Raw genomic sequence first — 23,933 nt, 5'->3', positions numbered from 1 at the left:
GTTGGCATGCGCCTTCTGTCCCGTCTTATCGGCATGGCTGCTTTCTGCAGCCTGCCGCTCGCCGTTTTCGCCCAAACCACCATCACCTCGTTTTCGCCAACAGGCACCGTCAAAGGCGTGCGCCAAGTGGTGGCGCGCTTCAGCGCACCCATGGTTCCGCTGGGCGATATGCGCCTGGCCGATCCCTTCACCGTCGATTGCCCGGAGCAGGGCAAGGGGCGCTGGATCGACGGTCAAAACTGGAGCTACGATTTCGACAGGGACCTGCCGGCCGGCGTGGCCTGCCGCTTCACCGTCAGGGGCGACGTCAAGGACCAGGGCGGCAAGCCGCTGTCCGGCGAGCGCGCCTTCGGTTTCGACACCGGCGGTCCCGCCATCGTCGAATCGCTGCCGTATGAAGGCAGCAACCGCATCGACGAACAGCAGATCTTCGTGCTCGGTCTCGACGCCCCGGCCAGCGACGCCACCGTCGCCGCCAACGCCTGGTGCCGCGCCGACGGCGTGCATGAAAAGATCGGCGTGCGCATCCTCGCCGGCGCCGAGCGCCAGAAGATCCTCGATTTGCGCAAGGACTTCGCCAACCGCTATCTGTCGCTGTACTTCAAGGCGCGCGGCGTGGTGTGGCGCGCGACGACGACGGTGCGCAGCAACCGGATCGAGAAGCTGCCCATCGTGGTGCTGCAATGCCAGCGGCCCTTGCCGGCGGAAGCCAACGTGGCGCTGGTGTGGGGCGCCGGCATCGCCGCCGACAGCGGCATCGTCACCGGCCAGGCGCAAACGCTGGCGTTCAAGACGCGGCCCGACTTCACCGCCAAACTCAGTTGCGAGCGGCTTGCCGTCAAGGGCGGCTGCATCCCCTTCCTGCCGCTGCAATTGCAGTTCTCCGCGCCGGTGGGCAAGGCCGATGCGTTGGCCGTCAGGGTGACCGCGCCGGGCGGTAAAGTCTTCAAGTCGCAACTGGACAAATACGATGCCAAGGCCGACGATGTCGCGCATTTGACCATCCCCGGGCCGTTCCCGGAAAACGCCAAATTGATGCTGTCGCTGCCGCCTGCGCTGAAGGACGACGCCGGCCGCCCGCTGATCAATCAACGGCGCTTCCCGATGGCGGTGCAGACCGCCGCGCAGCCGCCCCTGGTCAAGTTCCCGGCGCGCTTCGGCATCATCGAATCGAAGGGCGACCGCCTGCTGCCTGTCACCGTGCGTAATGTCGAAGCCAACGTGGCCGGCCTGAAAACCGCGATCGAAGGCGCGTCCCTGCGCGTCAACGACGCCGGCACGCAGGAGCAGCAGGACCAGCAAATCATCTCCTGGCTCAAGCGCATGAGCTATAGCGGCAGCTGGCAACCGGGCGAACTGGGTGGGGACGCCTTGTACAAGCCCCTGCTGGCCGGCGGCGCTGGCGCCACGGCAGTGCAGCGGTTCACCATGCCCAAGCCGGGCGGCCGGCAGGCCTTCGAGGTGGTCGGCATCCCGTTGCGCAAGCCGGGTTTTTACGTGGTCGAACTGGCCAGCCCGCGCTTGGGCGCGGCCTTGTCCGGCAAGCGCGAGACGGCCTACGTCAGTTCGGCCGCGCTGGTGACCAATCTGGTGGCGCACTTCAAGCGCGGCGCGCAGTCGTCGCTGGTGTGGGTGACGTCGCTCGACAAGGGCAAGCCGGTGCCGCAGGCGCAGGTGTCGGTGCGCGATTGCGCCGGCAAACAGGTGTGGCAGGGCGTCACCAACGGCGACGGCGTGGCGCGCATCCAGCAGGAGCTGGCGGAGAGCGCGTGCGAGCCGCGCGGCGGCTTCTTTGTCAGCGCGCGCAGCGGCGGCGACATGACGTTCACCTTGTCCGATTGGGATCGCGGCATCGAGAACTGGCGCTTCAACCTGCCGACCGAAGGCGAAGGGGCCGACAACGTCATCGCCGCCACGGTATTCGACCGCACTTTGCTGCGCGCCGGCGAGACGGTGCACATGAAGCACTTCCTGCGCCGCCACGTGGAGCAGGGGATTGCGCTGGTCGGCGCGAACGATAAGCTGCGCAAGCAGCGGGCCGCCTACGATACCCACCAGCTGACGGCCGAGGAGCGCAAGGCGCAGCCGTCGAGCATTTTCCTGGTCCACGAGGGTAGCGAACAACGCTACGAGTTGCCGATCGCCTGGAGTGCCAACGCCACCGCCGCCAACGACTGGGCGATTCCCGCCGACGCCAAGCAGGGTTGGTATCAGGTGATGCTGGGCGGCCGCGTGGCCGGACGCTTCCGCGTCGAGCAGTTCCGGGTGCCGACCATGAAGGCCCTGCTGCAAGGACCGAAGACGCCCGCCGTGCAGGCCACGTCGGTCGACCTGGACGTACAACTGAGCTACCTGTCCGGCGGTGGCGCCGGCGGCGCGCCGGTGCAATTGCGCACGGTGGTGCAGGACAAGCATGTGAGCTTCGAGGACTACGAGAACTTCACCTTCAGCAGCGGCGACGTCAAGCTCGGCGTCGAGCGCCAGTCGGGTGGCTTCGACGAGGACGAGGGCGTGTTCGACGAAGGCGGCGAGGGCGCCACCGAAGGCGCGGCGACCGGCTTCAAGACGCGCAACCTGACCCTGGACAAGGCCGGCGGCACCCGCGTCACGCTCGATCAGCTGCCCGCATTCACGGTTCCGCATGAACTAATGGCGGAGATGTCTTATCAGGACGCCAACGGCGAGACGCTGTCGGTGGCCACGCGCATTCCCCTGTGGCCGTCGAACTATGTGATCGGCATCCAGCCCGACGGTTGGGTGATGAGCAAGGACGCGCTCAAGTTCCAGGTGGTGGTGCTGGACTTGCAAGGCAAGCCGGTGGCCGACGCGCCGGTGTCGGTCGATTTCTTCCAGCGGAATTCGTACGCCCACCGCAGGCGCTTGATCGGCGGCTTCTACGCCTACGAGAACAGTAGCGAAGTCAAAGCCATGGGCGCCGCCTGCGACGGCCGCACCGATACCAAGGGACTGCTGATCTGCCAGGTCAAGGCGCCGGCGTCGGGTAACCTGATTCTGCGCGCGCAAACCCGCGACGGTGGACGGCACGTGGCCATGACCAACCGCGAGATGTGGGTCGCCGACGGCGACGACTGGTGGTTCAGCGCCACCGACAACGACCGCATCGACCTGCTGCCGGAGAAAAAACGCTACGAGCCGGGCGACACCGCCAGCTTCCAGGTGCGCATGCCGTTCCGCGAAGCGACCGCGCTGGTGACGGTGGAGCGCGAAGGCGTCATCGACACTTACGTGCGGCCGCTGACCGCGAGCGAGCCAGTGTTCACGATCCCGGTCAAGAAGGCGTACGCGCCGAACGTGTACGTCTCGGCGCTGGTGGTGCGCGGGCGCGTGGCGAGCGTGCAGCCGACCGCGCTGGTCGATCTGGGCAAGCCCGCCTACAAGCTGGGGATCGCGCCGCTGCGGGTGGGCTGGTCCGCCAATGAGCTGAAGGTGCAGGTAACGTCCGACAAGCAGGTCTACAAGGTGCGCGACAAGGCCGCCGTCAAAGTGAAGGTGACGCGCGCCGATGGCTCGGCGCCGCCGGCCGGCGCCGAGGTGGCGCTGGCGGCGGTCGATGTCGGCCTGCTGGAGCTGATGCCCAACGCCAGCTGGGATCTGCTGGAGACGATGATGCAGCAGCGTAGTTTGCAGGTGCAGACCGCGACCGCGCAAATGCAGGTGGTCGGCAAGCGCCACTTCGGCCGCAAGGCCGTGCCGCACGGCGGTGGCGGCGGCAAGGGCGGCGGCCGCGAACTGTTCGACACGCTGCTGTTCTGGAAGGCGCGCGTGACGCTCGACGCCAACGGCGAGGCCTCGGTGGAGGTGCCGATCAACGATTCGCTGACGGCTTTCCGCATCGTCGCCATCGCCAACGCGCAGGCCGATTTGTTCGGCACCGGCCGTACGGAAGTGCGCAGTTCGCAGGATCTGATCCTGCTATCTGGCCTGCCGGCGGTGGTGCGCGAGGGCGACCGCTTCCGCGCCGGCTTCACCCTGCGCAATACGACCGATGCCGCCGTCAAGGTCACGCTGGGGGCGACCGCCGCCGGCAAGGCGTTGGCGCAGCAGCAGGTGGCGCTGGAAGCCGGAGAAGCGCGTGACGTCGGCTGGGATTACCTGGTGCCGCTGGGCGCGCAGTCGCTGGCCTGGGACGTCAGCGCAAGCATCGCTGGTGCGGCTGATGCCCCGGCTTCGCGCGACCGCCTGAAGGTCAAGCAGAAGGTTGTGGCGGCGGTGCCGTTGCGCACCACGCAGGCGACCTTGCTCCAGCTGGATCGCAAGCAAAGCATTCCGGTCAAGCTGCCGGAGGACGCCTTGCCGGGCCGTGGCGGCGTGCAGACGCAATTCGCCACCACGCTGGGCGGCGACATGCCCGGCGTGCGCGATTACATGAGCGCCTATCCTTACCGCTGCTTCGAGCAGGTGGCGTCGCGCGCGATCGCGCTGCACGATCCCGCCATGTGGCAGTCGGCGGTTGAGACGCTGCCGGCGCATCTGGATGCGAATGGCCTGGTCAAGTATTTCGCCAGCATGCAGTCGGGCAGCGACAGCCTGACCGCCTATGTGCTCTCGGCTTCGGACGAAGCCGGCTACGAGATCCCGCCGGAGCTGAAGGCGCGCATGGAGTCCGGCCTGCTGGCCTTCGTGCAGGGTAAGGTGACGTTGTATTCGGCGCTGCCGACGGCCGATCTGGCGGTGCGCAAGATCGCCGCGCTGGAGGCGCTGTCGCGCTCCAGCGGAATCAAGGCCAGCGAGCTCGAATCGTTCACGATCGCGCCAAATTTGTGGCCGACGTCGGCCGTCATCGACTGGTATCTGATCCTGCGCCGCTCCGATAAGCTGCCGCAGCGCGCCGAACGGTTGGCCAACGCGGAGCAGATTTTGCGTTCGCGCCTGAACCTCCAGGGCACGACGATGGGCTTCTCGACCGAACGCACCGACGACTGGTGGTGGCTGATGGCGTCCGCCGACAGCAACGCCAACCGGCTGTTGCTGGCGATGGCCGACAATCCCGCCTGGCGCGACGACATGGGCCGATTGGCGCGCGGCGCCCTCGGACGGCAACGCGCCGGACGCTGGGGTACGACCGTGGCCAACGCCTGGGGCGTGCTGGCGCTGGACCGCTTCGCGCACAAGTTCGAGAGCCAGAAGGTGACCGGCACCGCCAGCGCGACCCTTGGACAGGCCAGCAAGAGCATCGCCTTTGGCGGCGACGCCAGCGGCGGCAAGGCCATGCTGCCGTGGCCGCGCGGCGGCAGCGGCAACCTGGAACTCGATCACGCCGGCACCGGCAAGCCGTGGGTGACCTTGCAGACCGTGGCGGCGGTGCCGCTCAAGGCGCCGCTGTCGAGCGGCTACAAGATCGCCAAGACCATCACGCCGGTCGAACAGGCGGTCAAGGGCGAGTGGTCGCGCGGCGATGTCTATCGGGTGCGGCTCGACCTGGAAGCGCAATCGGACATGACCTGGGTGGTGGTGGACGATCCGATCCCGGCCAGCGCCACGGTGCTCGGTTCGGGATTGGGCCGCGATTCGGCCTTGCTGGACGCGGGCAACCGCCGCACCGGCTGGGTCGAACCTGCGTTCGAGGAGCGCACCTTCGAGGGCTTCCATTCGTTCTACCAGTTCGTACCGAAGGGGAAATGGAGCGTCGAGTACACGGTGCGGCTGAATAATGCCGGTCAGTTCAATCTGCCGCCGACGCGTGTCGAAGCGATGTACAGTCCGGAGATGTTCGGCGAGTCGCCGAACGCGCCGTTGAGGGTGAAATGAAGGGTGAAGTGAGATCGATCCTGCTGGTCACGCTGGCGCTGGCCGGCGCCGCGCATGCCGCCGGTCCGCAGGCGGCGCAGACGCAGGACGTGCCGACGCCGGAGCAGGTGCGCGCCGACTACCGTTCGTCCGAGGCGGCGCTGCTGGACCGCCACGGCGAACCGGTGCAGTCGCTGCGCATCGACATGACGGTGCGCCGTCTGCCGTGGGTGGAGCTGAAGGATATCTCGCCCGCGTTGCCGGGGGCGATCTTGCAGGCGGAGGACCAGCGTTTCTATCAACACGATGGGGTGGACTGGAGTGCCGCCGCCAAGGCGGCCTGGGATAACCTGTTCCGCAGCCGTCCGCGCGGAGCGTCGACCATCACCATGCAATTGGCCGCGCTGCTGCATCCGGATCTGCGACCGAGCGCCAAGGGCCGCAGCTGGGGCCAGAAGTGGGACCAGATCAAGGCCGCGCGCCAGCTGGACGCCACCTGGAGCAAGCAGCAAATTATCGAGGCCTACCTGAACCTGGTGTCGTATCGCGGCGAGCTGCAAGGCGTTGGCGCGGCGTCGCGCATCCTGTTCGGCAAGGCGCCGTCGGGCCTGAACCAGTCCGAATCGGTGATACTCGCCAGCCTGCTGCGCGGGCCGTCGGCATCGCCCAAGACCGTCTCGCAGCGTGCCTGCGCATTGGGGCGCGAACTGAAGATGCCCGCGACCTGCAGCGACATTGAGCTGCGCATCCTGGTCGCGTTGGGGCGTCCGCAGTTGGCGGTCGATTTGCCGCCGGCGCCGCAGGTGGCGCAGCAGCTGTTGACCGGTGGCGGGCAGTCGGTCCGCAGCACCCTGGACGGGGAATTGCAGCGGTATGCGCAGACCGTCCTGCGCCAGCAATTGATGTCGCTGCAAGGTCGTAACGTCCACGATGGCGCGGTGGTGGTGCTCGACAACGCCAGCGGCGACATCCTCGCCTACGTGGGCAATGCCGGCGACGGCGAGGTCGATGGCGTGGCGGCGTTGCGGCAGGCCGGGTCGACGCTGAAACCATTTCTGTACGAACTGGCGATCGAGCGCAAATTAATCACGGCCGCCTCGCTGATGGACGACACGGCGATCGATATCTCCACGCCGTCCGGACTGTACGTTCCGCAGAATTACGACAAGGATTTCAAAGGGTATGTCAGCGTCAGGACCAGCCTTGCCAGTTCGTTGAACGTGCCGGCGGTGCGCACCTTGGTGATGACGGGACTGGAGCGCTTCCACGAGCGGCTGCGCGACGTGGGGTTGAGCAGCTTGACCGAATCGGCGGATTTCTACGGCTATTCGCTGGCGCTGGGCTCCGCCGAAGTGTCGCTGCTGGAGCTGAGCAACGCCTACCGCGTGTTGGCCAATGGCGGCATGGCGGGGCAGGTGCGGCTGTCGTTGGCCGGAGCGCCGGCGCAGGCGCAGCACCGTGTACTGGATCCGCGCGCCAGCTTCATCGTCGGCGACATTTTGGCCGACCGGGGAGCGCGCAGCCTGACCTTCGGCTTGAAAAACGAACTGGCGACGACCTTCTGGAGCGCCGTCAAGACCGGCACCAGCAAGGACATGCGCGACAACTGGTGCGTGGGTTACACGGACCGCTACACGGTCGGCGTCTGGGTCGGCAATTTCGATGGCCAGCCGATGTGGGACGTCTCCGGGGTGACGGGGGCGGCGCCGGTGTGGCGCGATGTCGTCGATTATCTGCATCGCGGCCGGCCGAGCGGAGCGCCGAAAGCGCCGACCGGCGTGGCGCGCCAGCAGATCGTGTATCAGCCGGCGCTGGAGACGGCGCGCGGCGAGTGGTTCCTGGCCGGGACGGAAAGCCCGGTCGTCGCGCTGGTCGGCGATGGGGGAGGGCGCCGAAGATACTCTACCCTGGCGATACCGGGATTATCGCGCTCGATCCGGATATCCCGAAAAGTATCGAGCGGGTGTTTTTTCACGCTCAGGGCGGGCGAGGGCTGCGATGGCGGCTGGACGGCGCGGCACTGGGTGGGGCGGATGTGGACTACGCGTGGCACCCGGTGGCCGGCCAGCACGAGCTGGCGCTGGTCGATGATGAAGGCAAAGCCGTCGCCACGAACCGGTTCCAGGTGCGCGGCAACGCCGAGCGAGAACAAACTTCCACTGTTCCACGTAGGGCGGATTAGGCGGAACGCCGTAATCCGCCATCTTTGGGCCGCTGACTGCGCACGCATGGCGGATTACGCTTCGCTAATCCGCCCTACGTGGATCCGGTGGTCATTCGTGGTCCGCGGCCCCAGCGGGGAGGCGGCCCAATAAAAAAGCCGGCACATGGCCGGCTTTTTGGGTGCTGCTAACTGACGATCTTAATCGCGGCTACCGCCGGCGATACCCAGCAGCGACAACAGGCTGGTGAAGATGTTGTACACGTCGAGGTACAAACGCAAGGTGGCGCTGATGTAGTTGGTCTCGCCGCCGTTGACGATCTGCTGCACGTCATACAGGATGTACGCGGAGAAGATCGCGATCGCCACCACCGAGATGACGATGCCCAGCGCCGGGATGTTCAGGAAGATGTTGGCCAGCGAAGCCAAAATCAGCACAATGACACCGGCGAACAGCCACGTGGCCATGCCCGAGAAATCGCGCTTGGACACCGTGGCAACCGTTGCCAGCACCGCGAACACCGACGCCGTACCGCCGAAGGCCGCCATGATCAGGAAGCCGCCGTTGGAGAAGCCCAGGATGCGCGACAACAAAGGCGTCAACATCAGACCCATGAAGAACGTGAAGCCCAGCAGCAGGGCCACGCCCACGCCGGATTCCTTATTCTTTTCAATCGCCCAGATGAAACCGAAGGCGCCGGCCAGGAACACCAGGGCCATCAGACCGCCGCCCAGCGGCAGGTGCAGGGACACGCCCAGCGCCGCGCCAAAGACGGTCGGGATCATCGACAGCGCGAGCAGCCAGTACGTATTGCGCAGCACGTTGTGCTGTACGGCACGGCGACTGCCTGCTGACAGATCGTAAGTTTTTTCCATATTAATCATAGTGCCTCCCTGAAGTGATTCGATTTACTGCTTGTTAAAAGCATAGCACGTACTAGCCAAAATACCCAAAAACATGTACCAAAAGCACTTAATCCGGGCTTAAACCCACCGATCCGCGTCAAAACGGGGATTTTTCGCCCCGGAATGGGGCGTTAGCTTGCCCGCTGACATCCTTATCTGGTGCCCTTGCTCGGAATGTGGGGTGTTCTATGGTAAAATCAAAGGTTGATTGAGCTATCAATTTTGTTTTAAACCTTTCTTTTTATTGGAGTTTTTCAAATGGCAATCGAACGCACCCTGTCGATCATCAAACCAGACGCAGTTGCAAAAAACGTTATCGGCCAAATCTACAGCCGTTTCGAAGGCGCTGGCCTGAAGATCGTTGCTGCTCAAATGAAGCAGCTGTCGCGTGAAGAGGCTGAAGGTTTCTACGCTGCGCACAAAGAGCGCGGCTTCTTCAAAGACCTGGTCGACTTCATGGTCTCGGGCCCAGTCATGATCCAGGCACTGGAAGGCGAAAACGCCGTCCTGAAAAACCGCGAACTGATGGGCGCTACCGATCCTAAGAAGGCAGAAAAAGGCACCATCCGTGCTGACTTCGCCGACTCGATCGACGCCAACGCCGTACACGGTTCCGACGCTGTCGAAGCCGCTGCAGTTGAAATTGCCTACTTCTTCGGCAAGTAATCTGCGGTAAGTAATTCGTGTAATTCCCCGTTTCCGCCTCCGCGCGGAAACGGAGCTTTTTAGAACTGTTTTGAAACTGACTATGAACGCACCTCTGACCAACTTGCTGGACTTCGATCCCGCGCAGCTCATCGCTTATTGCGCCGAGTTGGGGGAGAAGCCGTTCCGCGCCAAGCAACTGCAACGCTGGATCCATCAATTCGGCGCGTCGGATTTCGACGCCATGACCGATCTGGCCAAGTCGCTGCGCGACAAACTGAAAACCCGCGCCCACGTCACCGCGCCCGCCATCATCAGCGACCACACGTCCACCGACGGCACACGCAAATGGCTGGTCGACGTCGGCAACGGCAACGCGGTCGAAACCGTGTTCATCCCGGAAGAAAATCGTGGCACCCTGTGCATTTCCACGCAGGCCGGCTGCGCCGTCAACTGCCGTTTCTGCTCGACGGGCAAGCAGGGCTTCAGCCGCAACCTCAGCGTGGGCGAGATCATCGGCCAGCTGTGGATGGCCGAGTTCGAACTGCGCCGCACCAAGGGCATCGAGCCCGGTCCGAAAGGCGAGCGCCAGATCACCAACGTCGTCATGATGGGCATGGGCGAGCCGCTGCTGAACTTCGAGCCGACCGCCACCGCCCTCAAGCTGATGCTCGACGATAACGCCTACGGTCTGTCGCGCCGCCGCGTGACCCTGTCGACCTCCGGCGTGGTGCCGATGATGGACAAGCTGTCGCAGGAAGTGCCGGTGGCGCTGGCCGTGTCGCTGCACGCGTCCAATGACGAACTGCGCAGCAGCCTGATCCCGCTGAACAAAAAGTATCCGCTCAAGGAACTGATGGCCGCCTGCAAGCGCTATCTGGAGTTCGCCCCGCGCGACTTCATCACCTTCGAATATTGCATGCTCGACGGCGTCAACGACTCCGACGAGAACGCCCGCGAACTGATCGCGCTGGTGCAGGACCGCCAGTTCGGCGTCAACTGCAAATTCAACCTGATCCCGTTCAATCCGTTCCCGGAATCGGGCCTGCTGCGCTCGAAGAACCCGCGCATCAAGGCCTTCGCCCAGATCCTGGTCGACGCCGGCATCGTCACCACCATCCGCAAGACGCGCGGCGACGATATCGACGCCGCCTGCGGCCAGTTGGCCGGCGAAGTCCAGGACCGCACCAAGGTGGCGCAGCGGATGGAAAAGATGGCCGAGTACCAGCAAAAGTTCGGCGCCAATTTCGGCAAGATCGTGGAGATCACTTCCTGATGACGCTCCTGGCGCAGCGTAGCCGGCGGCTTGTCGCGCTCGGGTTGATCCCGGCGCTGGCGGGGACGTTGGCCGGCTGCGCCTCGGGGCCGGAACGCGGCAACAGCGGCCAGGCCGAGCTGACCACCGCGTCGGACCAGACCAGCGCCCAGCGCAAGGTCGAGATCCGCATGCAGCTGGCGGTCGGGTACTACGAGCAGGGCCAGTACCCGTTCGCGCTCGACGAGGTCAAGATGGCGCTGCTGGCCGATCCGCAGTACGCCGACGCCTATGGCATGCGCGGCCTGATTTACCAGGCCATGGGAGAGAACGGCCTGGCCGAGGATAACTTTGTCCGCGCGCGCAAACTCGCGCCGGGCAATCCGGATCTGGCCAACAATTATGGTTCTTTCCTGTGCCAGAGCGGCCGGGTGGCGGAGGCGATGCCACTGTTCGATACGGCGCTGGGCAACCGCAGCTATCGTTCGCCGGCGTCGGCCGCGAACAACGCCGGGTCCTGCGCGCTGAAGACCAAGGATTACGCCAGCGCGGAGCGTTATCTGCTGCAAGCCTTGCAGTTGACGCCCGACCTGCCGGCCACCAACGCCAATCTGGCGCGGGTATATTTTGAAAAGCGCGATTATGTGCGCGCCAATTTCTTCATTACCCGTCTGAACAAGGTGGCAAAGATGGAGAGCCTGACGGCCGATGTGCTGTGGCTCGGGATTAAGGTGCAGCATAAGGTGGGCGACAAGGGGGCTGAAGATGGTTGGGCGACGCAATTGCGCCGCCTCCACCCCGGCTCGACCGAATATGCTGCTTATCAACGTGGGGCGTTTGATGAGTGAGACAGGGATACCAATGAATTCAGAGTGGGCAGAACCGCCGAAAAAAGACCAGGGCAGCAGCAGCCTGGCCACGCCCGGAGCACAACTGGCCGCCCAGCGCGAAGCGATGGGCATGTCGGTGGAACAGATCGCCGACCAGCTCAAGCTGGCGCCGCGCCAGGTCGTCGCGCTTGAAACGGGCGACTACGCCTCCTTGCCGAACATGGCGGTGGTGCGTGGTTTCGTCCGCGCCTACGCCAAGGTCGTCAAGCTGGACCCGACGCCGCTGGTGGCGATGATCGCGGTGATCTCGCCGACCAGCCCCGAGGCCGCGCCGCCGCGCACGCAACGGGCCGCCGAGTTTTCGGAGTCACGCTTCCCGCTGATGACCGACCGTTCGTCCGGCCGTGGCGGCTGGATCGTGGGCGCCGTGGTGGTGGCCGCCGCGTTGATCGGCGGCGGTGTGTACGCCTACCAGAGCGGGTTGATCTCGACCTCGATGTTCGAGCGCGCCAGCGGTGATTCCGCCGCCAGCGCCGTGACCGAGCTGCCCAAGCCGATCGATTCGACCATGCCGCTGGAGACCACCCTGGTCAAGCCGGGCCAGGAAACGGCGCCGCTGCAGTCGCCCAACGTGCCGCTGATTTCGGTGCCGCCGCCAGGCACGTCGACCAACCCTGCCGACGCCGCGAGCGCGCCTGCGGGCAGCGCCACCGCGCCAGCTGCCGCAACGACCACCACCACCACCACGCCAGCGACCGGCGCGCCGGCCGCGCAGGTGCTGCCGCCGGCAGCCGCTCCGGCCGCCGCCACCGGCACCCAGCTGGTGCTGGAAGTGACGGCCGATTCGTGGGTGGAGATTCGCCGTCCGGGCACCAAGCCGCTGATTTCGCGCCTGGTCAAGGCCGGCAGCACCGAGACCTTCGACATCAAGGACCCGGCCCTGCTGATCGTCGGCAAACCGGATGGCGTGAAAGCGACCTTGGGCGGCGCGCCATTGGCGCTGCCACCGGTCGCCGGCGGGACGATCTCCCGCGTGAATATCAAGTAAATTGAGTCATTAATTAGCCAGCACGAGCAAACAGTCATGTCTTCTACGCAAACAGCTATTCCTTCGGGACCGTCGAACCGCCGCGCCAGCCGCAGCGTGCTGGTCGCGCACGGCCAGCGCAAGATCTGGGTCGGCGGCGACGCGCCCGTGGTGGTGCAGTCGATGACCAACACCGACACCGCCAACGCGATCGAGACGGCGATCCAGATCCGCGACCTGGCGCGCGCCGGTTCGGAGCTGGTGCGCCTGACGGTGGACCGTCCGGAGGCCGCCGAGGCGGTGCCGTACATCCGCGAGCAGTTGGACAAGATGGACGTCGACGTGCCGCTGGTGGGCGACTTCCACTACAACGGCCACACGCTGCTGAACGATTATCCGGACTGCGCCAAGGCGCTGTCGAAGTACCGCATCAATCCGGGCAACGTCGGCAAGGGCGCCAAGCGCGATACGCAGTTCGCGCAGATGATCGAAGTGGCCGCGCGCTACGACAAGCCGGTGCGCATCGGCGTCAACTGGGGCAGCCTGGATCAGGCGCTGCTGGCGCGCATCATGGACGAAAACGCCGGCCGCGCCGAGCCGTGGAGCGCGCAGGCGGTGATGTACGAGGCGCTGATCACCTCCGCCATCGAGAACGCCGTGCGCGCCGAGGAACTGGGCCTGGGCCGCGACAAGATCATCCTGTCGTGTAAAGTCTCGGGCGTGCAGGATTTGATCGCCGTCTACCGCGAGCTGGCCAAGCGCTGCGACTATCCGCTGCACCTGGGCCTGACCGAGGCCGGCATGGGCAGCAAGGGCATTGTCGCCTCGACGGCGGCGCTGTCGGTGCTGCTGCAAGAGGGCATCGGCGATACCATCCGCATCTCGCTGACGCCGGAGCCGGGCGGCGACCGCACCAAGGAAGTGGTGGTCGGCCAGGAGATTTTGCAGACCATGGGCCTGCGCAAATTCACGCCGATGGTGATCGCGTGCCCGGGTTGCGGCCGCACCACCTCGACCACCTTCCAGGAGCTGGCCGACAATATCCAGACCTATCTGCGCGACTCGATGCCGGAGTGGAAAAAGACCTATCCGGGCGTGGAGGCGATGAACGTGGCCGTCATGGGCTGCATCGTCAACGGTCCGGGCGAATCGAAGCACGCCAACATCGGCATCAGTTTGCCGGGCACCGGCGAATCGCCGGCGGCGCCGGTGTTCGTCGACGGCGCCAAGTTCGCGACCCTGCGCGGTGAGCGCATCGTCGAGGAATTCCAGGAAATCGTACTGAATTACGTCAAGAAGAACTACGGTAACTCCGTCGCAGCCGTTTAAAAAGAATTGAAGAAGATCGAAATGTCCGAAAACAAAAAAGCTGAAAAGATCACCGCCGTCAAAGGCATGAACGATATCCTGCCGACCGATTCGCATCTGTGGCAGCTGTTTGAAAACACCGCGCAATCGGTCGTGCAAAGCTACGGCTTCCAGCAGATCCGCACGCCGATCGTCGAAGACACCGCGCTGTTCAAGCGCGCCATCGGCGCCGTGACCGACATCGTCGAGAAGGAAATGTACTCGTTCACCGATTCGATGAACGGCGACGAGCTGACCCTGCGCCCGGAAGGCACGGCCGGCGCGGTGCGCGCGGTGATCGAGCACAATCTGGTCTACGAAGGCCCGAAGCGCCTGTGGTACACCGGCCCGATGTTCCGCCACGAGCGTCCGCAGCGCGGCCGCTATCGCCAGTTCTACCAGTTCGGCTGCGAAGCCGTCGGCTTCAACGGCCCGGACGTCGACGCCGAACTGATCATGATGTGCCGCCGCCTGTGGGATGACCTGGGCCTGGAAAACATCCGCCTCGAACTGAACTCGATCGGCGACGCCGAAGAGCGCGCGCGCCACCGCGTCGACCTGATCGCCTATCTGGAAAAGCACGAAGACATCCTCGACGCCGAAGCCAAGCGCCGCCTGCACACCAATCCGCTGCGCATCCTGGACACCAAGAATCCGGCGATGCAGGAGATGGTCAACGGCGCGCCGAAGCTGATGGAATACCTGGGCGAGGAATCGCTGGCCCACTTCAACGGCGTGCGCAAGATCCTCGACCACAACAACATCCCGTACGTGATCAACAACCGCCTGGTGCGCGGCCTCGATTACTACAACCGCACCGTGTTCGAATGGGTCACCGACGCACTGGGCTCGCAAGGGACCGTGTGCGCCGGCGGCCGTTACGATCCGCTGATCGCGTCGTTCGGCGGCAAGCCGACACCGGCCGTCGGTTTCGCCATGGGTATCGAACGACTGCTGGAGCTGATGAAGGAAGCCGGCGAGCCGGAACAGCCTAACCAGTGCGACGTCTACCTGGTGCACCAGGGCGAGGCCGCGCAGCTGCAAGCCTTCGTGCTGGGCGAACGTATCCGCGACGCCGGCCTGGATGTCGTCATGCACGCCTCGACCGCCAACGGTCCTGGCAGTTTCAAGACGCAGATGAAAAAGGCCGACGGCAGCGGCGCCTCGTTCGCCGTCATCATCGGCGAGGACGAAGTGGCCAACCACACCGCCACCGTCAAGGCGATGCGCGCGGAGGAGGGCGACATGCAGCAATCGACGGTGCCGTTCGACGACGCCGTCGACTTCCTGGTCGACCAGATCACCGGCAGCGGCGATCACCACCACCACGTGCACGACGAGCATTGCAATCACTAACCGGTTGCACTAAGCGACGTTTTTTAAACGCATTCATTAATCCTCTAGCAGACGAACTGACATGGCATACGATCTCGAAGAACAAGAACAACTCGCTACTCTTAAAGCTTGGTGGGAAAAATACGGCAACCTGACCTCGTGGGTGCTGATCGCCTGCCTGGCCGCCTATTCCGCCTGGGCGGGTTGGAACTACTACCAGCGCAACCAATCGAACCAGGCCTCGGCACTGTACGAAGAACTGCAAACGGCCGTGCAAGCCAAGGACAACGCCAAAGTGCTGCGCGCCGCCGGCGACATGGAATCGAAATTCGGCAGCACCACCTACGCGCCGATGGCCGCGCTGGTGGCCGCCAAGAGCAGCTTCGATGCCAACGACGTCAAGTCGGCCAAGGCGCAGCTGCAGTGGGCGATTGACCACGGCGGCGACGAATTCAAGGCCCTGGCCAAGATTCGCCTGGCCGGCATCCTGCTGGACGAAAAAGCCTATGACGAGGCGCTGAAGGCGTTGTCGGGCGACGTGGCGCCGCAATTCGCCGGCGCCATCGCCGACCGCAAGGGCGACATCCTGGCCGCGCAGAACAAGATCGCCGAAGCCCGCGCCGCCTACCAGGCCGCGCTGGACGCGACCGACAAGAAGAACCCGGGCCGCCAGCTGATCCAGCTGAAGTTCGAGGCCATCGGCGGCTCCGTGCCGGCCGACGCCAAAGACGCCAAAAGCCCCGCCTAAATAAGTCATGCCGCAAGGGCGCCACGGCGCCCGCTTAGCTCTCCAGATCAAGGTTAAAAAATGCGTATTACCGAAAAAGTTATTGCTGCAAGTGTGTTCGCGATGTTGGCCGGTTGTTCCTTGTTTGGCTCGAAAGACACCAAGAACCAGCCGGCGCCGCTGGTGGAGCTCAAGGGCGGCATGGTGCCCAAGACCGTTTGGAAGTATTCGATGAACAAGGCCGGCACCGCCGTCTTTACGCCGGCAGTTGTCGGCGAGAGCGTCTACGTGGCCGACGGCGACGGCGTGCTGGCGCGCCTGGACGCGGCCACCGGCAAGGAGGCATGGCGCATCAAGACCGGCGTCGACCTGACCGCCGGCGTGGGCAGCGACGGTGAAACCATCGTCGTCGGCGGCAAAAAAGGCGTGATCCTGGCGTATGACGCCAACGGCAAGGAACTGTGGAAGGGCCAGGCCAGCAGCGAAGTGCTGTCCTCCCCGGTGGTGGGCGGCGGCGTGGTGGTGGTGCGCAGCGTCGACAACCTGATTACCGCCTACGACGCCAAGACCGGCGCCAAAAAATGGAACGTGACGCGCACCACGCCGGCCCTGACCCTGCGCAATGCGCCGGGCATGACGATCAACGGCCCTAACGTGTACGTCGCCCAACCGGGCGGCAAACTGTTGGTGCTGGCGCTGGCCGGCGGTCTGCAGCGCTTTGAACTGGTGGTGGGCGAGCCGCGCGGCGCGACCGAACTGGAACGGGTGACCGACATCGCCGGCACCCCGGTGATCTTTGAAAAAGATGTTTGCGCCGTGTCGTACCAGGGCCGCGTGGCCTGCTTCGACGCCACCACCGGCGCGCCGCACTGGAGCAAGCCGACTTCGTCCGACGTGGGCGTGGCGGTGGACCAGCGTTTTGTATTCGTCTCCGACGACAAAGGCGAAGTTGCCGCCTATAGCCGCGAAAGCGGCGGCAACGCCTGGAAGAACGACAAGCTGTCGTATCGCCGCCTGTCGACCCCCGTGTCGTTCGGCCGCGCTGTGGCAGTCGGCGACTACCAGGGTTACGTCCACTTCCTGTCGCGGGAAGATGGTTCGTACATAGGTCGTGCCGCGACCGACGGAAGCCCGATCCAATCGGACCCCGTCATCGCCGGCGCGAATTTGATTTTTCAAACCCAATCAGGGACAGTGACCGCTCTCGCGGTCGAGTAATACAATGAAGCCGGTAATCGCACTAGTGGGTCGACCCAATGTAGGGAAATCGACCTTGTTTAATCGTCTGACCCGCTCGCGCGATGCGCTGGTGGCGGACTTGCCTGGGTTGACGCGAGATCGTCACTATGGCGAGGGCCGTGTCGGCGAACGTCCCTTCCTCGTCATCGACACGGGCGGCTTCGAGCCGGTCGCCAAGGAAGGCATCATGCATCAGATGGCCAAGCAGACCAAGCAGGCCGTGGCCGAAGCCGACATCGTCGTCTTCCTGGTCGACGGTCGCCAGGGCCTGACGCCGCATGACAAAACCATTACCGACTTCCTGCGTAAAAGCGGCCGTCCGGTCATGCTCGTCGTGAACAAGTCCGAGGGCATGCGCTACACCGCCGTCGTCGCCGACTTCTACGAGCTGGGACTGGGCGAGCCTTACTCGATCTCGTCGGCCCACGGCGACGGCGTCGCCGACCTGGTGGAGGAGGCGCTGAACCTGGCCTTCGCCCAGCGTCCGGAAGACCCGGAGGAGCTCGACAAGGCCGACCACGGCATCAAGATCGCGCTGGTGGGCCGCCCCAACGTGGGCAAGTCGACCCTGATCAACACGCTGGTCGGCGAAGAGCGCGTCATCGCTTTCGACATGCCAGGCACCACCCGCGATTCGATCGAGATTCCGTTCGAGCGCGAAGGCAAGCAGTACACCTTGATCGACACGGCCGGTATCCGCCGCCGCGGCAAGGTGTTCGAGGCGATCGAGAAGTTCTCGGTCGTTAAAACGCTGCAGTCGATCTCCGAGGCCAACGTGGTCGTGCTGATGCTCGACGCCCAGCAGGACATCTCCGAGCAGGACGCCCACATCGCCGGCTTCGTGCTGGAGACGGGCCGCGCGCTGGTGATCGCCGTCAACAAGTGGGATGGCTTGCGCACCGACGAGCGCGACGAGATCAAGATCGACATCGACCGCAAGCTCGACTTCCTGTCGTTCGCCAAGATGCACTTCATCTCGGCGTTGAAATCGCAGGGCATCGGCCCGCTGATGAAGTCGGTCGACGCAGCCTACGCCGCCGCCACGGCCAACCTGTCGACGCCGAAGCTGACCCGCGCGCTGATCGAGGCGGTGGAAAAGCAGGAGCCGCGCCGCAAGGGTTCGATCCGTCCGAAGCTGCGTTATGCGCACCAGGGCGGCATGAATCCGCCGGTGATCGTTATTCACGGCAACGCCTTGGACGCCGTCGGCGAGCCCTACAAGCGTTACCTGGAAAAACATTTCCGGGACACGTTCCAGCTGGTCGGCACGCCATTGCGCATCGAGCTGCGCACCGGTAAAAACCCGTTCTCCAAGACGCCGGCGAAGTAACAAACCCCAAGCCAAAGCAGGGGGCGTACCCCGTACGGGGTACGCCCCCGGTCCAAGCTCGGCAGTGCGGGTTTGAATAAGAAAAAAATAAGAGAATTTTGGCGCTTTTGTACGGGACTCCCCTGCAAAAATTGTCAAAACAGGTTACAGTGGCTTAGAAGCACCATTCCCGGCGTGGCGAGCGGTGTTTCAGCGGAAATCATTTGACTTTCGCTGGGCCACGTACTTGAAATCGCACTTGAAATTAAGCGTTTCGCCTCCAATTCCAACACAACAACATAAAATGGAGCTGTTATGAGCAACAAAGGGCAACTGTTACAAGACCCATTCCTCAATGCCTTGCGCAAAGAGCATGTTCCTGTCTCGATCTATCTGGTCAACGGCATCAAGCTGCAGGGCCACATTGAATCGTTCGATCAGTACGTCGTACTGCTGCGCAACACCGTTACCCAGATGGTGTACAAACACGCCATCTCCACGGTAGTGCCGGCACGCGCCGTCAATCTCAACATTGAATCCGAAGCGGAATAAGCGCTTGCATCTCGGCTTCTTTCCAACTTGCCTGACCGTCTTATGCGCGCAGCTCTAGTCGGTATCGATTTCGGTCAGGGCGACTTTGCCGCCAGCGTCGAGGAACTGCAACTGCTGGCCCGTTCAGCAGGCGCGGAGCCTGTCACGACGATCACGGCAAAGCGTTCCTCTCCTGACGCGGCGTATTTCGTTGGCAGCGGCAAGGCCGACGAGATCGGCCTTGCCGTGCTCGATCACGCCATCGAAATCGTCATCTTCAACCACGCGCTGTCGCCGGCCCAGCAACGCAACCTGGAAAAGCGCCTGCAGATCCGGGTGCTCGACCGTACCAGCCTGATCCTCGACATTTTCGCCCAGCGCGCCGCCTCCCACGAGGGCAAGCTGCAGGTGGAACTGGCGCAGCTGCAGCATCTGGCCACGCGCCTGATCCGCGGCTGGACCCACCTTGAACGGCAAAAGGGCGGTATCGGCTTGCGCGGTCCGGGTGAGACGCAGCTTGAAACCGACCGCCGATTGATCGGCGAGCGGGTCAAGGCTCTGCGCGCGCGCCTCGGCAAGCTGCGCAAGCAGCACGAAACGCAGCGCCGTTCGCGTGGACGCAGCCAGACGTTCTCGGTGTCGCTGGTCGGCTATACCAATGCCGGCAAATCGACGTTGTTCAACGCGGTGACCAAGGCCGGCGTCTATGTCGCCGACCAGTTGTTCGCCACCTTGGACACGACCTCGCGCCGCGTCTACATGGGCCAGGAAGTGGGCAACGTGGTGTTCTCGGACACGGTCGGTTTCGTACGCGAGCTGCCGCACCAGCTGGTGGCGGCGTTCCGCGCCACGCTGGAAGAGACGATCCACGCCGATTTGCTGCTGCACGTCGTCGACGCCTCGTCGCCGGTGCGCATGGAGCAGATCGAGCAGGTCAACCTGGTGCTCAAGGAGATCGGCGCCGATCATATTCCGCAGATTCTGGTGTGGAACAAGATCGACGCGGCCGGCCTGGAGCCGTCTGTGGAAAGGGATGAATATGCTAAAATTTCCCGCGTTTTCCTCAGCGCGCGCACCGGCCAGGGCGTCGATTTGCTGCGCGAGGCGGTGGTCGAATGGGCCAAGGCGGCGCCCGGCGCCAGGCTGAACCAGGCCTACCCGACAGGCGACACAGAAGAATTCGAAGAAGCGGATCTGGCGGACGACGGGGAGGCAGCCGACGGCGACGCCGACTCCATCTCCGACTCGGAAGCAGATAGCAGTCCCACCCCTAATCACGTTGGATCACACTGATGCGTGTCTCCTCAATAATGAAACGTCTTGGCCTCAAGCCGTCGCTGAACGATCCCCGCTGGGGCTCGGACAAGAAGGACGGCGAGCCGCAAGCGAACGAAGGCAAAAAGCCTGGCGAAGGCCCCCCCGACATGGAGCAGCTGTGGCGCGATTTCAATCAGCGCCTCAATAGCTTCTTCGGCCAGAAAAAAGGTCCCGACGGTCCCAATAACGGCGGTCCCGCCGGTCCAGGCGGACCGCGTCCCGATTCGGCAGGCATGCGCGCCACCGCCGGCGCGGTCGGCGTGGTGGCCTTGCTGATCTGGCTCGCCAGCGGCTCGTTCATCGTGCAGGAGGGCCAGACCGGTATCGTCTACACCTTCGGTAAAGTGAGCCACACCACCGGCTCCGGTTTCAACTGGCGCTGGCCGTATCCGTTCCAGCGCGACGAGACGGTCAAGGTCTCGCAGATGCGCATGATCGAAGTGGGCTACCGCGGCAACGTCAAGAACAAGCAGACCGGCGAATCGCTGATGCTGACCGACGACGAGAACATCATCGACATGCAGTTCGCGGTGCAGTTCAAGCTGAAGGACCCGGTCGCGTGGCTGATGAACAACCGCGATGAAGAGGAGACGGTGCGCCAGGTCGCCGAGACCTCGATCCGCGAAATCGTCGGCAAGAACAAGATGGACTTCGTGCTGTACGAGGGCCGCGACAAGGTCGCCTTCGAAACGCAGCAGCTGATGCAGGTGATCCTCGACCGCTACGCCTCCGGCGTGTTGATTTCGAACGTCACGCTGCAGGCGGTGCAGCCGCCGGAGCAGGTGCAGGGCGCCTTCGACGACGCCGTCAAGGCCGGCCAGGATCTGGAGCGCCAGAAGAATGAAGGCCAGGCCTACGCCAACGACGTCATTCCGAAGGCGCGCGGCTACGCTTCGCGTCTGCTGCAGGAGGCCGAAGCCTATCGCTCGATGGTCACCGAAAACGCCACCGGTAACGCGGCCCGCTTCAAGCAGGTGCTGACCGAGTACCAGAAGGCGCCGGGCGTGACGCGCGACCGCATGTATCTGGAAACCATGCAGCAGATTTATTCGAGCGCCAGCAAGGTGATGGTCGACGCCAAGAGCGGCAGCAATCTGCTGTATCTGCCGCTGGACAAACTGATCGCCCAGGCGGCGGCCACCGACGCCACGGCGGCGGCGGCCAAGGCGGCGACGCCACCGGCGACGGCGACGTTGCCGTCGGAAGTCATGCCATCGGTTGAAGTAACCCGCCAGCGCGATTCGCGCTCGCGCGAGTCCGGACGTGACCGGGAGGGTCGTTAATGAATCGCATAGCTAGTTCCCTCATTGCTGTTTTCGTCGCGTTGCTGTTGCTGTCGTCGATGGTGTTCGTCGTTGACCAGCGCAAGTACGCGATCGTCTTCGCGCTGGGCCAGATCAAGGAAGTCATCCGCGAGCCGGGGCTGCACTTCAAACTGCCGCCGCCGTTCCAGAACGTGCTGTATCTGGATAACCGCATCCTGACGATCGAGTCGGCCGACGCTGAGCGCTTCATCACCGCCGAGAAGATGAACATCTTGGTCGACAGCTTCGTCAAGTGGCGCATCGGCCGCAACGAAGGCCAGGCCAAGCTGTATTACGTCACCTTCGGCGGCGACGAGACCCGCGCGCGCGACCGCATGTCGGTCATCGTCAAGGCGGCGCTGAACGAGGAAATCACCAAGCACACCGTGAGCGAAGTCATTTCGGGCAAGCGCGGGCAGGTGATGGAGGCGATCCGCACCAAGGTGGTCCAGGAAGCGGCGCAGATCGGCGTCGAGATCATCGACGTGCGCCTGAAGCGTGTTGAATACGTCGAGCAGATCAACAACTCGGTGTACGAGCGCATGAAGGCCGAGCGCCTGCGCGTGGCCAACGAGCTGCGTTCGACCGGCGCCGCCGAATCGGAGAAGATCCGCGCCGACGCCGACCGTCAGCGCGCCGTGATCCTGGCCGAGGCCTATCGCGAAGCGGAAACGATGCGCGGCGAGGGCGACGCCAAGGCGTCGGCCATCTACGCCGAGGCGTTCGGCCGCAATCCGGAGTTCTACAAGTTCTATCGCAGCCTGGAAGCCTACCGCGCCACGTTCAAAAACCATGGCGACGTGATGGTGATGGATTCGAGCTCGGATTACTTCAAGTACTTCAAGAGCTCGGGCACCGGCGGCGCGCCGTCGGCACCGGCCGCGCCGAAGAAGTAAGCTGGCAGTACGCTGGTAGCAAAACGATACGCCTGTTTGACCAGCAACCGGGGAGCCTTTTGGCTCCCCGGTTCGCATCTTTTCCCCTCCCTGCAAGCATTTTCGCGTAAAATATCAGGTTCGGCCCGCCGCTTTTATGGCAGCGCCACGTTCGCCGCATTATTCGTTTTTTAATTTTTCCGTATCAGTTTCCCATGCCGAATTGGCTTTTGCCCGAGAATATCGCCGACGTTTTGCCGTCGGAAGCCCGCAAGATTGAAGAACTGCGTCGTCTGATGCTGGATAACTTCCGTCTATACGGTTACGAACTGGTCATGCCGCCGATGCTCGAGTACGTCGAATCGCTGCTGGCCGGCGCCGGCAAGGACACCGATCTGCGCACCTTCAAGCTGGTCGACCAGATCTCCGGCCGCATGCTGGGCATCCGCGCCGATATGACGACGCAGGTGGCGCGCATCGACGCCCACCTGCTGAACCGCGACTCGGTCACGCGCCTGTGCTACGTCGGCAGCGTGCTGCACACCCGTCCTTCGGGCCTGCACACCACCCGCGAGCCGCTGCAGATCGGCGCCGAGATTTATGGCCACGCCGGCCTGGAAGCGGACGCCGAGATCCTCGAGCTGTCGCTGGCCTCCCTGGCGCTGGCCGGTTTCAACGAGGTGCGGCTGGACCTGGCCCACGCCGGCGTGCTGCGCGTGATCCTCGACGGCGACGCCAACGCGGCCAGGGATGAAGCGGCGCTGTACGCGCTGCTGCGCTCCAAGGACGTGCCGGGCCTGCAGGCGATCACCGCCAGCTACGCGCCGCAGGTGCGCGAGGCCTTGCTGGCTTTGCCGAACCTGTACGGCGACATCGAAGTATTGAAGAAGGCGCGCGAGACGCTGCCCGACCTGCCGGGCATGTCCAAGGCGCTGGCCGAACTGGCCGCGCTGGCCGCGTCCGCGCTGGGCCGCGCCGAAGTGGCGATCGACCTGGCCGACCTGCGCGGCTACCAGTACGAAAGCGGCGCGATGTTCGCGCTGTATGTGCCAGGCTTGCCGAACGCGGTGGCGCGCGGCGGCCGTTACGATCACGTAGGCGAAGCTTTTGGCCGGGCGCGTCCCGCCACCGGCTTCTCGCTCGACCTGCGCGAGCTGGCGCGCCTGCTGCCCACGGCGGAACGCAAGCAGTCGATCCGCGCTCCATGGGGCAACGCGCCTGAATTGAAGGAAAAAATCGCCGAGCTGCGCAAGTCCGGCGAAGTCGTGATCCAAAGTATGCCGGGTCACAGCAGCGAGCTGGACGAGTTCGAGTGCGACCGCGCTCTGGTACTCGACGATAGTGGTAGCAACTGGATTCTTAAAAACTTAGGTTAGT

At 64.1% G+C, this 23,933-nt stretch carries 16 protein-coding genes and 1 pseudogene; 16 read left to right on the top strand and 1 reads right to left on the bottom strand.

Features of this window, described 5'->3' with window-relative positions:
• Positions 1-6 precede the first annotated feature (6 nt).
• Together AC0IYS_RS22420 and pbpC are read left to right on the top strand one after the other, a co-directional pair.
• Positions 7-5,769, top strand: a complete 5,763-nt coding sequence (locus AC0IYS_RS22420) for an alpha-2-macroglobulin family protein (protein WP_471707256.1) — start codon at positions 7-9, stop codon at positions 5,767-5,769.
• Positions 5,766-7,930 (top strand): annotated as a pseudogene (gene pbpC, locus AC0IYS_RS22415) (penicillin-binding protein 1C). Before AC0IYS_RS22420 ends, pbpC begins: the two are co-directional and overlap by 4 nt.
• A gap of 180 nt (positions 7,931-8,110) precedes the next feature.
• Here pbpC and AC0IYS_RS22410 read toward each other — a convergent pair.
• Entirely contained in the window at positions 8,111-8,794 is a 684-nt protein-coding gene (locus tag AC0IYS_RS22410; protein ID WP_471707255.1) for a Bax inhibitor-1/YccA family protein, read from the bottom strand.
• 279 nt (positions 8,795-9,073) lie between these two features.
• Here AC0IYS_RS22410 and ndk point away from each other — a divergent pair, with 279 nt between their 5' ends.
• The 14 genes from ndk to AC0IYS_RS22340 all read left to right on the top strand — a co-directional run bounded on the left by ndk (position 9,074) and on the right by AC0IYS_RS22340 (position 23,932).
• On the top strand, positions 9,074-9,481 hold the full coding sequence (gene ndk / locus AC0IYS_RS22405; RefSeq protein ID WP_090314593.1) for a nucleoside-diphosphate kinase: 408 nt from the start codon (positions 9,074-9,076) through the stop codon (positions 9,479-9,481).
• Between the two features lie 82 nt (positions 9,482-9,563).
• Positions 9,564-10,736 (top strand): dual-specificity RNA methyltransferase RlmN, encoded by a 1,173-nt coding sequence (gene rlmN, locus AC0IYS_RS22400; RefSeq protein ID WP_471707254.1) that lies wholly within the window; start codon positions 9,564-9,566, stop codon positions 10,734-10,736.
• Complete coding sequence (gene pilW / locus AC0IYS_RS22395) at positions 10,736-11,563, top strand: type IV pilus biogenesis/stability protein PilW (protein ID WP_471707253.1); 828 nt, start codon at positions 10,736-10,738, stop codon at positions 11,561-11,563. The genes rlmN and pilW overlap by 1 nt, the downstream gene beginning before the upstream one ends.
• 13 nt (positions 11,564-11,576) lie before the next feature.
• A complete protein-coding gene (locus AC0IYS_RS22390; RefSeq protein ID WP_471707252.1) occupies positions 11,577-12,593 on the top strand; it encodes a helix-turn-helix domain-containing protein in 1,017 nt (338 codons plus the stop codon).
• Positions 12,594-12,629: 36 nt separating this feature from the next.
• Positions 12,630-13,901 (top strand): flavodoxin-dependent (E)-4-hydroxy-3-methylbut-2-enyl-diphosphate synthase, encoded by a 1,272-nt coding sequence (gene ispG, locus AC0IYS_RS22385; RefSeq protein WP_471707251.1) that lies wholly within the window; start codon positions 12,630-12,632, stop codon positions 13,899-13,901.
• A 21-nt stretch (positions 13,902-13,922) separates the two neighbouring features.
• Positions 13,923-15,275 carry a histidine--tRNA ligase gene (gene hisS, locus AC0IYS_RS22380; RefSeq protein ID WP_471707250.1) on the top strand — a complete coding sequence of 451 codons (1,353 nt, stop codon included), beginning with the start codon at positions 13,923-13,925 and terminating at the stop codon, positions 15,273-15,275.
• Between the two features lie 61 nt (positions 15,276-15,336).
• Positions 15,337-16,002 carry a YfgM family protein gene (locus AC0IYS_RS22375; protein WP_471707249.1) on the top strand — a complete coding sequence of 222 codons (666 nt, stop codon included), beginning with the start codon at positions 15,337-15,339 and terminating at the stop codon, positions 16,000-16,002.
• Positions 16,003-16,062: 60 nt separating this feature from the next.
• Positions 16,063-17,199 carry an outer membrane protein assembly factor BamB gene (gene bamB, locus AC0IYS_RS22370; RefSeq protein WP_471707248.1) on the top strand — a complete coding sequence of 379 codons (1,137 nt, stop codon included), beginning with the start codon at positions 16,063-16,065 and terminating at the stop codon, positions 17,197-17,199.
• Positions 17,200-17,203: 4 nt separating this feature from the next.
• Complete coding sequence (der, locus tag AC0IYS_RS22365) at positions 17,204-18,550, top strand: ribosome biogenesis GTPase Der (RefSeq protein WP_315222098.1); 1,347 nt, start codon at positions 17,204-17,206, stop codon at positions 18,548-18,550.
• A 294-nt stretch (positions 18,551-18,844) separates the two neighbouring features.
• The gene (hfq, locus tag AC0IYS_RS22360) at positions 18,845-19,081 is read left to right on the top strand and encodes an RNA chaperone Hfq (protein ID WP_008450615.1); all 237 of its coding nucleotides are present in this window, start codon (positions 18,845-18,847) and stop codon (positions 19,079-19,081) included.
• Positions 19,082-19,123: 42 nt separating this feature from the next.
• Positions 19,124-20,353 carry a GTPase HflX gene (hflX, locus tag AC0IYS_RS22355; protein WP_471707247.1) on the top strand — a complete coding sequence of 410 codons (1,230 nt, stop codon included), beginning with the start codon at positions 19,124-19,126 and terminating at the stop codon, positions 20,351-20,353.
• Positions 20,354-20,370: 17 nt separating this feature from the next.
• Positions 20,371-21,660, top strand: a complete 1,290-nt coding sequence (hflK, locus tag AC0IYS_RS22350) for an FtsH protease activity modulator HflK (RefSeq protein WP_471707246.1) — start codon at positions 20,371-20,373, stop codon at positions 21,658-21,660.
• The gene (gene hflC / locus AC0IYS_RS22345; protein ID WP_471707245.1) at positions 21,660-22,577 is read left to right on the top strand and encodes a protease modulator HflC; all 918 of its coding nucleotides are present in this window, start codon (positions 21,660-21,662) and stop codon (positions 22,575-22,577) included. Before hflK ends, hflC begins: the two co-directional genes overlap by 1 nt.
• Before the next feature lie 194 nt (positions 22,578-22,771).
• Positions 22,772-23,932 (top strand): ATP phosphoribosyltransferase regulatory subunit, encoded by a 1,161-nt coding sequence (locus tag AC0IYS_RS22340; protein WP_471707244.1) that lies wholly within the window; start codon positions 22,772-22,774, stop codon positions 23,930-23,932.
• The last annotated feature ends 1 nt before the right edge of the window (position 23,933 follow it).

Source organism: Duganella sp. AC237 (assembly GCF_979254035.1).
This window is presented reverse-complemented; position numbering and strand designations above follow the sequence as displayed.

Bases quoted from the DNA above. Each gene is read 5' to 3' on its own strand.
- AC0IYS_RS22420 (WP_471707256.1), top strand. From the start codon at position 7: ATGCGCCTTCTGTCCCGTCTTATCGGCATGGCTGCTTTCTGCAGCCTG.
- AC0IYS_RS22410 (WP_471707255.1), bottom strand. From the start codon at position 8,794: ATGATTAATATGGAAAAAACTTACGATCTGTCAGCAGGCAGTCGCCGT.
- ndk (WP_090314593.1), top strand. From the start codon at position 9,074: ATGGCAATCGAACGCACCCTGTCGATCATCAAACCAGACGCAGTTGCA.
- rlmN (WP_471707254.1), top strand. From the start codon at position 9,564: ATGAACGCACCTCTGACCAACTTGCTGGACTTCGATCCCGCGCAGCTC.
- pilW (WP_471707253.1), top strand. From the start codon at position 10,736: ATGACGCTCCTGGCGCAGCGTAGCCGGCGGCTTGTCGCGCTCGGGTTG.
- AC0IYS_RS22390 (WP_471707252.1), top strand. From the start codon at position 11,577: ATGAATTCAGAGTGGGCAGAACCGCCGAAAAAAGACCAGGGCAGCAGC.
- ispG (WP_471707251.1), top strand. From the start codon at position 12,630: ATGTCTTCTACGCAAACAGCTATTCCTTCGGGACCGTCGAACCGCCGC.
- hisS (WP_471707250.1), top strand. From the start codon at position 13,923: ATGTCCGAAAACAAAAAAGCTGAAAAGATCACCGCCGTCAAAGGCATG.
- AC0IYS_RS22375 (WP_471707249.1), top strand. From the start codon at position 15,337: ATGGCATACGATCTCGAAGAACAAGAACAACTCGCTACTCTTAAAGCT.
- bamB (WP_471707248.1), top strand. From the start codon at position 16,063: ATGCGTATTACCGAAAAAGTTATTGCTGCAAGTGTGTTCGCGATGTTG.
- der (WP_315222098.1), top strand. From the start codon at position 17,204: ATGAAGCCGGTAATCGCACTAGTGGGTCGACCCAATGTAGGGAAATCG.
- hfq (WP_008450615.1), top strand. From the start codon at position 18,845: ATGAGCAACAAAGGGCAACTGTTACAAGACCCATTCCTCAATGCCTTG.
- hflX (WP_471707247.1), top strand. From the start codon at position 19,124: ATGCGCGCAGCTCTAGTCGGTATCGATTTCGGTCAGGGCGACTTTGCC.
- hflK (WP_471707246.1), top strand. From the start codon at position 20,371: ATGAAACGTCTTGGCCTCAAGCCGTCGCTGAACGATCCCCGCTGGGGC.
- hflC (WP_471707245.1), top strand. From the start codon at position 21,660: ATGAATCGCATAGCTAGTTCCCTCATTGCTGTTTTCGTCGCGTTGCTG.
- AC0IYS_RS22340 (WP_471707244.1), top strand. From the start codon at position 22,772: ATGCCGAATTGGCTTTTGCCCGAGAATATCGCCGACGTTTTGCCGTCG.